14 protein-coding genes are annotated in these 12,917 nt (G+C 40.8%); 2 read left to right on the top strand and 12 right to left on the bottom strand.

Annotated features, from left to right (window positions below; genetic code table 11):
* Window positions 1-96: 96 nt before the first annotated feature.
* Window positions 97-1,440 (bottom strand): gluconate transporter, encoded by a 1,344-nt coding sequence (gene gntU, locus H5088_RS07450; protein WP_004586388.1) that lies wholly within the window; start codon window positions 1,438-1,440, stop codon window positions 97-99.
* Window positions 1,441-1,590: 150 nt separating this feature from the next.
* Between gntU and H5088_RS07445 the strand changes: the two genes are divergently transcribed.
* Window positions 1,591-2,139: a gluconokinase gene (locus H5088_RS07445; RefSeq protein ID WP_182752578.1), complete on the top strand. Its 549-nt coding sequence runs from the start codon at window positions 1,591-1,593 to the stop codon at window positions 2,137-2,139.
* Window positions 2,140-2,179: 40 nt separating this feature from the next.
* On the opposite strand, the gene H5088_RS07440 is transcribed toward H5088_RS07445, so the two are convergent.
* The 10 genes from H5088_RS07440 to hisG form a co-directional block, all read right to left on the bottom strand.
* Window positions 2,180-2,368 carry a DUF1289 domain-containing protein gene (locus tag H5088_RS07440; protein ID WP_182752577.1) on the bottom strand — a complete coding sequence of 63 codons (189 nt, stop codon included), beginning with the start codon at window positions 2,366-2,368 and terminating at the stop codon, window positions 2,180-2,182.
* Between the two features lie 2 nt (window positions 2,369-2,370).
* A complete protein-coding gene (locus tag H5088_RS07435) occupies window positions 2,371-2,925 on the bottom strand; it encodes a hypothetical protein (protein ID WP_182752576.1) in 555 nt (184 codons plus the stop codon).
* 108 nt (window positions 2,926-3,033) lie between these two features.
* On the bottom strand, window positions 3,034-3,648 hold the full coding sequence (gene hisIE / locus H5088_RS07430; protein WP_182752575.1) for a bifunctional phosphoribosyl-AMP cyclohydrolase/phosphoribosyl-ATP diphosphatase HisIE: 615 nt from the start codon (window positions 3,646-3,648) through the stop codon (window positions 3,034-3,036).
* Entirely contained in the window at window positions 3,639-4,418 is a 780-nt protein-coding gene (hisF, locus tag H5088_RS07425; protein WP_004586384.1) for an imidazole glycerol phosphate synthase subunit HisF, read from the bottom strand. The genes hisIE and hisF overlap by 10 nt, the downstream gene beginning before the upstream one ends.
* A complete protein-coding gene (locus H5088_RS07420; RefSeq protein WP_002960267.1) occupies window positions 4,400-5,134 on the bottom strand; it encodes a 1-(5-phosphoribosyl)-5-[(5-phosphoribosylamino)methylideneamino] imidazole-4-carboxamide isomerase in 735 nt (244 codons plus the stop codon). Before H5088_RS07420 ends, hisF begins: the two co-directional genes overlap by 19 nt.
* A gap of 33 nt (window positions 5,135-5,167) precedes the next feature.
* Window positions 5,168-5,758, bottom strand: coding sequence for an imidazole glycerol phosphate synthase subunit HisH (gene hisH / locus H5088_RS07415; protein WP_002960265.1), 591 nt, complete (start codon window positions 5,756-5,758; stop codon window positions 5,168-5,170).
* A complete protein-coding gene (gene hisB, locus H5088_RS07410; RefSeq protein WP_024604828.1) occupies window positions 5,755-6,816 on the bottom strand; it encodes a bifunctional histidinol-phosphatase/imidazoleglycerol-phosphate dehydratase HisB in 1,062 nt (353 codons plus the stop codon). The genes hisH and hisB overlap by 4 nt, the downstream gene beginning before the upstream one ends.
* Entirely contained in the window at window positions 6,813-7,922 is a 1,110-nt protein-coding gene (gene hisC / locus H5088_RS07405) for a histidinol-phosphate transaminase (RefSeq protein ID WP_182752574.1), read from the bottom strand. The genes hisB and hisC overlap by 4 nt, the downstream gene beginning before the upstream one ends.
* Window positions 7,912-9,213 (bottom strand): histidinol dehydrogenase, encoded by a 1,302-nt coding sequence (gene hisD, locus H5088_RS07400; protein WP_024597350.1) that lies wholly within the window; start codon window positions 9,211-9,213, stop codon window positions 7,912-7,914. Before hisD ends, hisC begins: the two co-directional genes overlap by 11 nt.
* A 5-nt stretch (window positions 9,214-9,218) precedes the next feature.
* Window positions 9,219-10,118, bottom strand: a complete 900-nt coding sequence (hisG, locus tag H5088_RS07395) for an ATP phosphoribosyltransferase (protein WP_002960257.1) — start codon at window positions 10,116-10,118, stop codon at window positions 9,219-9,221.
* Window positions 10,119-10,537: 419 nt separating this feature from the next.
* On the opposite strand from hisG, the gene H5088_RS07390 reads away from it, so the two are divergent.
* Window positions 10,538-10,774 carry a hypothetical protein gene (locus tag H5088_RS07390; RefSeq protein WP_002960256.1) on the top strand — a complete coding sequence of 79 codons (237 nt, stop codon included), beginning with the start codon at window positions 10,538-10,540 and terminating at the stop codon, window positions 10,772-10,774.
* Window positions 10,775-10,887: 113 nt separating this feature from the next.
* On the opposite strand, the gene H5088_RS07385 is transcribed toward H5088_RS07390, so the two are convergent.
* Entirely contained in the window at window positions 10,888-12,741 is a 1,854-nt protein-coding gene (locus H5088_RS07385; RefSeq protein ID WP_182752632.1) for a cytochrome c/FTR1 family iron permease, read from the bottom strand.
* Window positions 12,742-12,917: the final 176 nt, after the last annotated feature.

Raw genomic sequence — 12,917 nt, 5'->3', positions numbered from 1 at the left:
ATGAGCCTAATTACCTGTGCCTAATTACCTGAGCCTAAATAACAAAAGGCTCAGGTAATTTTTATATGTGTGATGATAACTCTACATACTGTAATTTTACAAAAACAGAGAAATAATCATAGCGACAAGTGCGCCAACAGTACCAATAATAGTTTCCATTACCGTCCACGTTTTAAGAGTTTGCATTTCGCTCAAACCGAGATAGCGACTCGCTAACCAAAATCCTGAGTCGTTTACATGGGAGAGCACAATAGAGCCCCCACCAATAGCGATAGTGACAGCGGCAAGCTGCGCTCCATCAAGGCCTAAAGGCTGAAGCATTGGAATAATTAAGCCACACGCTGTAAGCATAGCTACTGTCGCAGAGCCTTGAATAACCCGCACAGCGGCTGATAATACAAAAGCGAGTATTACAATCGGTAATCCTGAGCCAGCTAAGTAATTACCTAGTGCAGTACCTACTCCTGAATCAACTAATACTTGTTTAAATACCCCACCGGCACCAGTGACAAGAATAATAATTCCTGCAGGTTGTAAGGCACTACCACAAATTTCCATGATTCTAGCATTAGGGACACCGCGCCTTGCACCGAGCAAATAAAATGCCATTAGGCAGGCAACTAAAATTGCTGTAAATGGATGACCTATAAAGGCTAACCAATTATATAAATCAGAGTCTTTTTCAACAAAGCGGCTACCAATAGTATTTAAACTAATCATAATTAACGGCAGAGCAATTAAACCTAATGCTAATCCAAAACTAGGCGTGCCTTTACCAACTCTTTGGTTATCATCGATTTGTTCGTGCTGTGGGAGTTCTACATGAATAGATTTAGAAATAATAGAGCCCCAAATTGGACCTCCTATAATCATTGCCGGTATGGCAGCAATAAGGCCAAATAAAATCATATAACCATAGTCAGCGCCTAATTGAGAGGCAACCAAAATCGGCCCTGGCGCAGGAATAAGAAATGCCTGACAAGATGCTATCCCAGCAAGTAGCCCAATACCAATTTTAACAACGCTGCCACCGCCTTTTCGTACCACAGCAAAAACAATACCGATTAAAAGTACAACGGCTACATCAAAAAAGAGGGGGAGGGCACAAATAAAGCCCGTAAAGGTAAGCGCCCAATTAGCGTTTTTTTCTCCAAAACGGTGTAAAAGTGTGTGGGCAATGCGATCCAGCGCGCCGGTTTCTTCCATTACTTTGCCAAACATGGCGCCTAAAGCGACCACCACCGCTACAAAGCCTAGTGTTCCGGCCATTCCTTTTTGAATTGTAGCGGCAATTATTTCTGGGCTCATTCCTGAGAATAATCCTGCAATCATAGAAACAAGGATCAAAGAGACGACAGCATGTAGTCGTACTTTCATTACTAAAAAAAGCAATAAAAATATGGAGCCTACCGCTGTTAGTATTAATGATAAATCTGACATTTTTCCCTACTTATATTCAGTGTGAATTATGATGTTTAGTGTGTGTTTAACTTCACTTTCGTATTTGTTACGGGTAACATGTTACCCGTAACTCAATATAATATATACATTGAAAATAATTAATTATTAAATTAAGGCGAGGGTAAATACATGAGTAACACAAATGTAGGTCGTATTTATATTGTAATGGGGGTTTCAAGCACAGGAAAGTCAAGTGTGGGTGATGCATTAGCAAAGCGCATTGGCGCTAAATTTATCGACGGAGACGACTTACATCCCAAGGCTAATATATTAAAGATGTCATCTGGGCAGCCTTTAAATGATGCTGATCGTGTGCCTTGGCTCGAAAGAATACGTGATGCTGCATTTAGCATTGAAAAGAAAAATGAAGTCGCGGTAATAGTCTGCTCAGCATTAAAAAAGAAATACCGAGAACAAATATGTGATGGAAATACAGGCATTACCTTTTTACATCTTTTTGGTGATTTTGAGCTGGTTAAAAGCCGTATGCAGGACAGAAAAGGACATTTTATGCCTGTTGATTTACTCAAAAGCCAATTTGAAGCGCTAGAAGTTCCAAAAGAAGATGAGCCCAATGTTATAAATATAGATATTAATAGCTCATTTGAGCAAGTGGTCGAAAGCTGTATTAGCGCAACTAAAATGAATAGCAACAACAAGCAAAAAGTGTTTAATTAATCAGTTAACTGTTACTTTTAACATTAAGGGGCTTTATTTGTTATGAGTTAGCGTCTGCTCGTGGTGTTTCTAAAATCGCTTTTTTTTCATCTTCAGATAATATTATCCAATCAAAAATTTCTTCGTTGGTACGCCCACACCCGGTGCAGTAACCGCTGCGCCTTTCGCATATTCCTAGGCAATCAGTTTTAAATTTAGATGGTTTGTTGTTTTGATTTAATTGGCGCATTATTAAAGTCCTAACGGTGGAGCAATTTCAAAGCGAATAGAAAACCCATTACCTTCTTGATTGGTAGCAAGTGTAATGACAGGGGTTTTAGTATCAAGTACAAAGGTGCTGTAAATTGAACTTGCTGTTTCTTTTTGGCTTTCCAACCAACCTGTTTTGGTTAAGCATTGGCGCAATTGCTTAGCCAGTTTTTGATGAGACTTTATTGTTTGCGTTTGTGTTTTAACAGGTGTTTGGCATTGGTAGCTTGCTTGCTCTGACTTATTTAAAGTAACTGTACAGTTTGCTCCAATTATATGAGTATTAGTACGCCATTGATTAGTAAACTGGTTATTTACTTTATCTGTTTTGATTGAATTAAAACCAGACTCATAACCATTTATTAGGTTATTTATGGTGCTGCATTCATCGGGTGTTACTGTGGTTTTTACAGACTGATTCGTTGTAGTAGTGGTTGCTGTAGTTGTCGTCTGATTAGTTTTGCTGGTACAGCCCGCTAAAATAAACGCGACGACTAAAATAAATGCGACAATAGAAGGAGTAATATAGTTTTTCATAGTTCACAGTAACCGATTAATTTAGCCACGCACTATATCACACGTGATTTACTGTAAAAATAAAAAAGCCCATATAAATATGAGCCTCTTTGTTAGTCACAACTAATGCTATTTATGGCGACCTTGCAAGCATTTAACTACATCTTCAAGGGCTAAGCCTTGGCGTTGTAGTAATACAGTCAGGTGATAAATTAAATCAGCAGACTCGTTTGTTAGCTCATCGTTATCGTGTTTCATAGCGGCAAGGGCAACTTCTACGCCTTCTTCACCTACTTTTTGACAACTACGGCTTAAGTCTTTTGCAAATAATGACGCTGTGTAGCTTTTTTCAGGGTAATCATTTTTACGCGCAACAATCACATCTTCTAACTGTGCTAAAAAGCTTAAACTTGGTTTTGCTTCATCACCAAAACAGCTTTGTGTGCCTAAGTGACACGTTGGGCCTTCTGGGTTGGCAAGTACTAAAATTGAATCGTAGTCACAATCTGTATGCACAGATACTACGTTTAAGTAGTTTTCTGATGACTCGCCTTTAGTCCATAAACGCGATTTTGAACGCGAGTAAAACGTTACCTTATTGGTATCAAGCGTAACAGCGAGTGCTTCGCTGTTCATAAAGCCTTGCATTAAAATAACACCAGAGCGGGCATCTTGAATAATCGCAGGGATCATATCACTTTTAGCGAAATCGACCTGAGCTTGGTTTTGTTGTGTTACTTGCATAATCTTGCTGCCACTTGGTTATCTGTTAAAAATTGTTTTAGTTCGCCAATGTTAATCACATTTTTATGAAAAACGCTGGCAGCTAATGCACCATCTACTTTGCTTTGTTTAAATACATCAACAAAATCTTGCATACTACCCGCACCGCCAGAGGCGATTAAAGGAATGTCACACAGATCGCGAATTTTACTTAGTTGCTCGTTGTCGTAACCGTTACGAACGCCATCTTGGTTCATACAGTTTAATACAATTTCGCCTGCGCCTAGGTCTTGTACGCGTTTAACCCATTCTTGTGTTTTATAGCGCGTACGGCTTGATGCATTAGGATCGCCGGTTAATTGGTAAACTAAATACTCGCCGGTAATTTCATCAAAAAAGCTGTCAATGCCGACTACAACACATTGCTTACCAAACTCATCGTGTAATTCTTTAATAAGTTCAGGACGCGCAATAGCAGGGCTGTTAATACTTATTTTGTCAGCGCCGCGCTCAAGTACACGCGCTGCATCAGCCACTGATTTAATACCGCCCGCTACACAAAATGGAATATCGATATTACGTGCAATGCTCTCTACCCAGTTTACATCAAGTAGGCGTTTTTCAACGCTTGCACTGATTTCGTAAAAAACCAGTTCATCGGCGCCAGCTTCGCTATAGGCTTTAGCCATTGTTAAAATATCGCCAACTATTTCATGGCCTTTAAACTTAACGCCTTTAACTACTTGGCCGTCTTTAACGTCTAAACACGGGATTATGCGTTTTGATAACATGCCAGTGCCTCCTCAACGCTAAATGCGCCATCAAGCAAAGATTTACCTAAAATAACGCCGCCCACACCAAGCTCTTTAAGCTTTTTAATGTCATCTAGTGAGCTTACGCCCCCTGAGGCTTGCACTTTAATTGTGCTGTTGTGGCGAGTTAGGTCTTCGTAAAGCTCAAATGATGGGCCCGTCATGGTGCCATCTTTACTGATGTCCGTACATAAAAAATCGATAACACCTAAGCTCACATAAAAATCTACCAGCTCAAGTAAACCAAATTCAGATTCACTTAACCAACCGTGCGTAGCAGGTGCCCAGCCCGTGGCTGTTTTATTTACATCAAGAGCAATTACAAAATGCTCTGCGCCAAATTGCTCAATCCAGGCTTTTACTTGTTCGCGTTTTTCTACTGCCATTGAACCAATAACAACTTGGTTTGCACCGGCTTTTAGCCAATCACTTACATCTTGCTCTGAGCGAATACCGCCGCCCACTTGATACGGTACGTTAAGTGCTTTGGTCGCAGCTTGAATATGTTTCCACTGTTTTTTACTTGGATCGCGTGCACCTTCTAAATCAACAAGGTGAAGTTTACCTGCGCCGCTGTCGGCGTATTCTTTTAAACGCGCGCCAAGTTCGAAAGGGTAAAACTGTGCTGTGTCGTATTTACCTTGGTACAAGCGCACAATTTGATTTTGTAATACGTCTAATGCTGGAATAATCACAAATAATCTCTTTTTTGTTAGTTAATGGGCAGCTTATAACTGCCAATCAACAAAATTTTGTAATAAACGTGCGCCAACTTTTGCGCTGCGCTCTGGGTGAAATTGCATGCCTGCGTAATTGTCTTTAGCAACAATGGCTGAAAAGGTTTGACCATATTCGCCGCTCACTAGTGTGGCGTCGTTTACGGTGTGCGCAAAGCTGTGAACAAAATACACTTGCTCATCAAGCGTTAGCCCTTTAGTTAATGCATGCTCTTTGTTAACGCTTAAGTTATTCCAACCCATATGCGGCGACGTTAAATTGCCTACATCAAGCGCTTTTACTTGCCCTGGTATTTTACCTAGGCACTGTACGTTACCTTCTTCGGTGCTTTCGCACAGTAACTGCATACCTAAACAAATGCCCATAAGCGGGCGCTGGTATTCATTTATAGCTTGTTGCCAGCCGTTATCTACTAGGCGTTTCATAGCAACCGACGCGTGGCCTACACCTGGCAATATAGCGCGCTCAAAACCCGCTAATTGCTCTGGTGAAGTAATTACTGTTGGTGTTTGCCCTAAGCGTTCAAACGCAAAGCGTACTGAATTTATATTGGCACAACCGGTATTAATTATGGCAATCATAAACATCCCTTAGAGCTGGCTGTTTGTTGGGTCGTGTCTTGTGCCACTGCCATACGAAGAGCACGTGAAAACGCTTTAAATAAACCTTCTACTTGGTGATGACAGTTACCGTCGCTTACCGATAAAATAAGGCTAATAGCGGCGTTATCACTCAAGCTTTTGAAAAAGTGCTCAACCATTTGTACGTCTAAGTCGCCTGCTTTTTCGCGGCTAAAGTTAGCGTTTAATACAAATGATGCACGGCCCGATAAATCAATTTGTGCTTCAGCTTTACACTCGTCCATAGGAAGGGCAAAACCATAGCGTGCAATTTGCGATTTAGTGCCAAGCGCTTGTTTAAGTGCGACACCAAGAGCAATACCAATGTCTTCAACAAGGTGGTGCTCGTCTATGTGTAAATCGCCTTTAGCTTTAATGTTTAAACCAATGTTTGCGTGGGTGCGAATTTGATCAAGCATGTGATCAAAAAAGCCAAGTCCGGTGTCTATGCTGCCATTTTTAGTTTGATCTAAGTTTATGGCTACATCAATTTGGGTTTCTTTAGTGTTGCGTGTAACACGACCTTCGCGGTTTGCGGTAGTCAATTTTGTCACTATCGCACTCCAATCGCCGTCGTATAAAATACCTTCACAACATAAGTTTTGAGCAAGGCCAATATCGGTCTGGCGATCGCCAATAACAAAAGAGCGCGCTAAGTCTACTTTGCCTGAGCGCATAAGCTCGGTAAGTAAGCCCGTTTTAGGTTTACGGCAATCACAGTTTTGCTCGTCAAAGTGTGGGCAAATTAATACCTCGTCAAAGCTAATGCCTTGGCTTTGCATTATTTCCATCATTTTGTCTTGTGCTATGTCAAAATCAGCAGTAGGAAAGCTATCTGTGCCTAAACCATCTTGGTTAGACACCATTACTAAACGGTAACCTGCGGCTTGTAATTGTAATAACGCAGGAATGACACCAGGTAAAAATGCTAGCTTTTCAAGGCTATCTACCTGTTTGTCGGTAATTGGCTCTTCAATAATAGTGCCGTCGCGGTCTATAAATAAATAGGGGTTACTCATGATACTTCGTTTCCTGCTAAAGATGCTGCGGTAGCCGGCGTTTGTAAGCCATCTAACCAAATTTTTACTTGTTCAAGTTCTTGTTCACTGCCAATTGAAATTCGTAGCCAGTCGTCTTCACCGTATAGTGTAAAAGCGCGCATAACCAAACCTTGCTCAAGTGCAATTTTAAAGTAGTTTTTATCGGCTAATTTTAAAGTAACAAAGTTACCTTCACCAGTGAGAATTTTTAATGCAGCAGGGGAGGCGTTTAGCCAATCTACCAACTTAGCTTTTAAGCTATTTAGAATAGTAACTTGGCGGCGCATTGATGTAATTGCATCGGGTGCAATTGCTTGCGCTGCAATACTTGCTACAACACCTGATACCGGATACGGCGCAATTACTTTACGAATTGGCGCTAGTGTTGCTGCTTGTGCAAGCGTAAAGCCCGTTCTGAGCCCCGCTAGCGCAAAGGCTTTAGAAAGCGTGCGCAGAACCACTACATTACTAAACTCATTAATAAGTTTTGTGGTGCTTTGCTCTGGGCAAAACTCTATATAGGCTTCGTCAACAATAACCAGTGCTTTACCCATAAGTGCTGTTGCAATCGCTTTTACTTTATCAAGTGGTGTTAGGCTACCCGTTGGATTATTTGGGTTACAAATAAATACCAGCTTTGAGCTGCCAACAGCTGCAACTATTTCGTCAGCACTGCCACTTAATAATAATTCTTGTGTAAGCGCGTTAATACCAACGTTGTGTGTATCGGCGGTAACTTTGTACATACCGTAAGTTGGTAAAAATAGCGCAATACTATCTTTAGCTGGCTCACAGTATGTGCGCACTAAAAGCTCAATGCCTTCATCTGCGCCGCGCGTCATTAATACATTTTCGCTTTCAAGATCTGTATAAGCTGCGTAACGGTCAATAACCAGTTGCGGTTGTGGGTCGGGGTAGCGATTTAAATCCTCAATACTCAGTTCAAGATTTTTAGCATACGGGCTTTCGTTAGCATTTAGCCACGTAGTACCGGTTAGCTTTTCACTTTTTGCAGAGCTGTATGCAGCAAGGGCTGCAATATTCTTAGGTAATAAGCTAGACGCTTGTGCGCTCTCATTGCTCATTTTTAATTGCCTCTAAACGAATTGAAACCGCATTAGCGTGGGCATCAAGGCCTTCTGCATCTGCAAGTGGTAAAATTGCTTTTGAAAGCTGCGTTAAACCACTTTTAGTAATTGTTTGCACTGTGTATGTACGGAAAAAATCAAGCAAGTTTAAACTCGAGTAAGTTGCACTGTAACCATATGTTGGTAACACGTGGTTAGTACCCGATGCGTAATCGCCTGCAGATTCTGGTGTGTAGTCACCTACAAATACTGAGCCTGCATTTTTAACTTTATCTAGGTAAGGTGTTGCATCGCCTAGTTGTAAAATTAAGTGCTCTGGGCCGTATTGCGCCGATACGTCAAATGCTTGTTCAACTGAATCAACTAAAATAAGTGAAGAATTAGCGAGCGCTTGCTCGGCTGTTTCTTTGCGGCTCAAATTAGCTAATTGGCGTGTAAGTGCCTGCTGAGTTTGTTCTATAATACTTTCGCTGTTACATAATAAAATAACCTGCGAGTCTGCGCCGTGCTCTGCTTGTGAGAGTAAATCGGCGGCTATAAATTCTGGGTTTGCACGTTCATCTGCAATAACTAATACTTCAGAAGGACCTGCTGGCATATCAATTGCCATACCTGGGATAGTTTGCGCAACGAGCTGTTTAGCCATTGTTACGAAGCTATTACCTGGGCCAAAAATTTTGTTTACTTTAGGAACTGATTCGGTGCCATAAGCCATTGCTGCAATTGCGCCTGCGCCACCACTTTCTATCAAAGTAGTAATGCCACATAACTTAGCTGCATATAAAATAGCAGGGTTAATTGCTTTATCACCTTGTACCGGCGTAGCAAGTACAACGGTTTTAGCGCCGCTTAACTGTGCTAATACACCTTGCATAATAACCGACGATGGCAGCGGAGCACTGCCACCGGGTACATAAATACCGACTGCTTCGATGGCTTGATATTTCAGTTCACATACAACGCCTGGCTGGGTTGATAATTTAATATCTTTTGGCAACTGCGCTTCGTGAAAACGTTTAACATTTGCATAAGCGGTGTCAATTGCGTATTTAAGCTCAGCACTTAGTGCTTGCTCAGATGCGTTAATTTCATCTAGCGGTACGCGCAAACGTGGGTTAGCTCTATTATCAAACTCTTTGGCCATGCTAAGTAAGGCCTCATCGCCTTGCTCTTTTACATTAGCTAAAATAGTTTTGCATATTGCTTCAACCTTTGCGCTTACAGAAACTGCAGGGCGCATTAGCGCCGCTGCTTGTACTTGTGAAGATTCCTCATTCCAACGAAGCATGGTACTTACTCCATCATTTTTTCAATTGGCATAACTAAAATAGAGTTAGCGCCTAGGGCTTTTAACTGCTCCATTGTTTCCCAAAATAATGTTTCGCTGCTTACCATGTGCAGTGCTACGTATTCTTCATTACCCGCAAGGGCAAGTAGAGTCGGTTGACCAGAACCAGGTAAAATTTCACAAATTTCATCAAGTTTGTTTTTTGGTGCGTGTAGCATGATGTATTTGCTTTCTTTAGCTTGTCTAACACCACGTAGGCGCGGCATAAGCTTATTGATTAGTGCTAGTTTGTCAGCGTCTTGCAGATCTTTATTTTGAATTAAACATGCGTTTGATTCTAAAATTGTATCACCTTGAATTAAGCCGTTAGCTTCAAGTGTTGCGCCAGTAGATACTAAATCACAAATTGCATCAGATAAACCTGCACGTGGTGCTACTTCAACAGAGCCAGTAAGCATTACTGTACTTGCGTTGATGCCTTCGCGCTTTAACCACTGAGTTAAAATTTCTGGGTAGGTAGTTGCAATACGTTTGCCTTCAAACCAACTCTTATCGCGAGCGCCTAGCTCTTGTGGCCATGCAAGTGCAAGACGACAGTAACCAAAATCTAGTTTTGAAAGTTTGTTTACTTCGCTTGGAACACCTTGGCGTTCACGTTCTGCTTGAACTTCTACTAGTACGTTTTCGCCAACAATACCTAAATCACATACACCGTCCATTACTAAACCAGGAATATCGTCATCGCGCACACGTAGTACGTCAATTGGCATATTAGTTGAGTGTGCAATTAAGCGTTGTTCACGAAGGTTAAGCTTAACACCTAACTGTTTTAACAGATCTTGACAATCTTTAGATAGGCGGCCGCCTTTTTGGATGGCGATACGTAGACGATTTGTGTTACTCATTATTCATTTTCCTTTAATTTAAAAACTAAAAACCCCGAGGGGAACCTCAGGGCGAAAATGAATCAATGTTTTTTGAATCGCCAGAGGTTCCTTTTAGGAATAACCTCTCAGCGAAAGACCTGACAGGTTATTCCGGTGAATGGTGGTGATGATGTACTGTTGTCAGGTTTAAGCGCATTTTTTATCCTATTTAACTGCTCGTTGTTATATTAACGTTCAGTTGTTATCTGTTTAAATAAATTTCGCATTCATAAAAACATAAACAGCCATATTATGGCAAGTTTTTTTTAGCTTAATTAAAGCATATCTTATAACTGTCGATAATATTAAGAAGGGAAGTGCATTTTTTGCATATATTTGTTTGTTTATTAGCCAAACCAAGCGTTTAGATAATTTAACAGTAAACTAAGGAAGTGTGTATGGATATCATGATTCCTTATTTAGGAAGAATAACCAGACTAGAAGTTGAGTCAAAAAGTGCTTTTCATATTGCGGGTGTGCAAAGTGGATCGGCCGCTGAAAAAGTGGAGCTAGAGAATAAAAAAAGGCGTGAGTTACAAAAAAAGAAAAAGCTCAATATGCTTGACGACCAAAATAGTAAAAAAAAGTCTAACGTAGATGATGACGAAAACCCCCATTTAGATACATGGGCTTGATAATACCAATTTTACTAAATACATAAGCAATTAACTAAAAAGGCCCTTGCGGGCCTTTTTACTATGTATTTTGCTTATGCCAATTAGCTTAAACTCTTAAGCAGATAGGCATACTATTGGTTTTTGCTTTTAAATATATAAAAGCTAAATATAGCGAACACACATACCTGAGCTACAATACCTTGCCATGTTGACTTAATACCAAGCCATGCTATTTCAAAGCTCATTGGTAGCGACGCAATACCTATTATATCGGCCTCTTGTAATGCAATAACGGCTTTGCCCATAAGCACAAACGAGAGTGCAAATAATAGGTAAGTGGTAATTGCAAAAAACTTAGCAACCGGTAATTTAATTGAGTACTTAATTAATACCCACGTAATAATAGCCAGTATTGCTACAGCTATCGCGAAACCCGATGCAATAGATGAATATTGAGCAGGCGAGCTTTGCGTTAATAAAGACTGATAAAACAATACGGTTTCGAATACTTCTCGGTACACGGCAATAAAAGAAAGCCCCGCTAATCCCCAAAGTGTTCCCGACTCAAGACGCTTATCTATATTGTCTTTTATATATTTTTGCCATTGTTGCGCACTTGTTTTACTGTGCATCCATACGCCAACATACAGTAAAATTACAGCGGCAAACAATGCACCAGCACCTTCCATAACTTCGCGACTTGCACCACTTATTTCTATTAATGTATGCGCAGCAGCCCATGTTAAGCCACCGGCAATAAGTGCTGTTACCCAGCCAAAATGTACGTACTTAAGCGCATCTTGACGTTTCGTTTTAATAAGCACAGTCATAAGGGCAATTATAACTAAGAGTGCCTCTAAGCCTTCTCGCAGTAATATTATTAAACTCGCTGAAAGTAGGGCGCCATCAGTTAGCTTGGTTTCGTTTAGCATGCTATCTGCTTTAGCGAGTTGCGTTAGTGCGGCATTTACTTTTTCGGCAACGACGGCTGTATCTTTTTCGTTTTTGAATGTTTGGCGTAGGTTCATCAGTTGTACTTCGATGTTTTTACGCAGTGTTTCGTCGTAGGCATTTAAGTTGTTTTCAACAAGCTCAAAGCCATCTAAGTATGCGCTAATTGCTAAATCACTTGCTTGTGAGTAATTGCCTTTAGCATGCGCAGCTTGCGCTGCAAGTAACTGCGTGCGAGTAACTGTTATCGGATTTTTGTTAGCGCTAAATAATTGCTCTGGATTACCACGAAGCCATTTAACGTAATGTGCTTGTGCTTCACTTTGACCTGCCGATAATTGTGCAGGGTTTAGGTTTACAATCTGCGAAGCGGTAATGTTTTGTTCTACATTTTGTGGTTTTTGAACATCTTTAAATGCCAAGCTACCTACATAAAAAGCTAAAGACCATCGTTGTTGTTCATTAAATTGGGTAAAAGCAACCATAGGCGTGTCGTCAATGCCGTTACTTACAGCGTCAAATAACCCCATTAATGAGCGGTTTGTTGCGCGTTCTTCATCGGTAAAGTTGGTAGGCTCTGGCGATAAATTTTTTGCAAGCGGACCGTCGCCTTGACCGCTTTGGCCGTGACACATTGAGCAGTTAGTAGCAAAAAGCGCTTTAGTTTGCTCAACCGGAAGCAGTGATGTAGGTAACGATAGTTGTGGCATAAAGGTAAGCAGCGACTCACGAAGCGCTGAGCTTGCTGCACGTACATCGGCAACACTCGCTTTATTGGCAATCGCTGTATGCAGTGCTTTAGCTTGTGCCTTTACTGTATCAAACTCATTGGTTTGGCTTGATAGCTGTCCAGCTTGCTCAATAATAACGTGCGAAAATTCAGTCATTTCTTGATATTCGTCGGGGTCTAGTATTTCACCATTTCCAACAGCTGCCACGTAATCTACACCTACATACTCTGCAAGCTGTGCAATTTGTTTTATTTTTGTTTGCTCATTAGGTGAGGCCGACACATTAAAGCTTGCCATAGCCATTATAAAAAGCACAAAAAAACAATGAAATTGTCGTTTGCCCAGAGATACCAAATTTAAAAACACGTGAGAATTATTTTTGGACATTGAAAAGCCCTACAGAGGAAAAGCCAAAATTATAATTGTTTTCATTTGCATTTCAAGCGGATTAATTTAAACAAAGAAGATAAATAAAAAGG

Source organism: Pseudoalteromonas sp. SR43-3, assembly GCF_014163875.1.
In the GTDB taxonomy this organism is placed as follows: domain Bacteria; phylum Pseudomonadota; class Gammaproteobacteria; order Enterobacterales; family Alteromonadaceae; genus Pseudoalteromonas; species Pseudoalteromonas distincta.
The sequence above is the reverse complement of the archived record's forward strand: the minus strand, read 5'-3'. Positions and strand labels throughout refer to the sequence as shown.

Excerpts from the sequence above, each read along its gene's own strand:
- gntU (WP_004586388.1), bottom strand. The coding sequence starts at position 1,440 with ATGTCAGATTTATCATTAATACTAACAGCGGTAGGCTCCATATTTTTA.
- H5088_RS07445 (WP_182752578.1), top strand. The coding sequence starts at position 1,591 with ATGAGTAACACAAATGTAGGTCGTATTTATATTGTAATGGGGGTTTCA.
- H5088_RS07440 (WP_182752577.1), bottom strand. The coding sequence starts at position 2,368 with ATGCGCCAATTAAATCAAAACAACAAACCATCTAAATTTAAAACTGAT.
- H5088_RS07435 (WP_182752576.1), bottom strand. The coding sequence starts at position 2,925 with ATGAAAAACTATATTACTCCTTCTATTGTCGCATTTATTTTAGTCGTC.
- hisIE (WP_182752575.1), bottom strand. The coding sequence starts at position 3,648 with ATGCAAGTAACACAACAAAACCAAGCTCAGGTCGATTTCGCTAAAAGT.
- hisF (WP_004586384.1), bottom strand. The coding sequence starts at position 4,418 with ATGTTATCAAAACGCATAATCCCGTGTTTAGACGTTAAAGACGGCCAA.
- hisH (WP_002960265.1), bottom strand. The coding sequence starts at position 5,758 with ATGATTGCCATAATTAATACCGGTTGTGCCAATATAAATTCAGTACGC.
- hisB (WP_024604828.1), bottom strand. The coding sequence starts at position 6,816 with ATGAGTAACCCCTATTTATTTATAGACCGCGACGGCACTATTATTGAA.
- hisC (WP_182752574.1), bottom strand. The coding sequence starts at position 7,922 with ATGAGCAATGAGAGCGCACAAGCGTCTAGCTTATTACCTAAGAATATT.
- hisD (WP_024597350.1), bottom strand. The coding sequence starts at position 9,213 with ATGCTTCGTTGGAATGAGGAATCTTCACAAGTACAAGCAGCGGCGCTA.
- hisG (WP_002960257.1), bottom strand. The coding sequence starts at position 10,118 with ATGAGTAACACAAATCGTCTACGTATCGCCATCCAAAAAGGCGGCCGC.
- H5088_RS07390 (WP_002960256.1), top strand. The coding sequence starts at position 10,538 with ATGGATATCATGATTCCTTATTTAGGAAGAATAACCAGACTAGAAGTT.
- H5088_RS07385 (WP_182752632.1), bottom strand. The coding sequence starts at position 12,741 with ATGGCTATGGCAAGCTTTAATGTGTCGGCCTCACCTAATGAGCAAACA.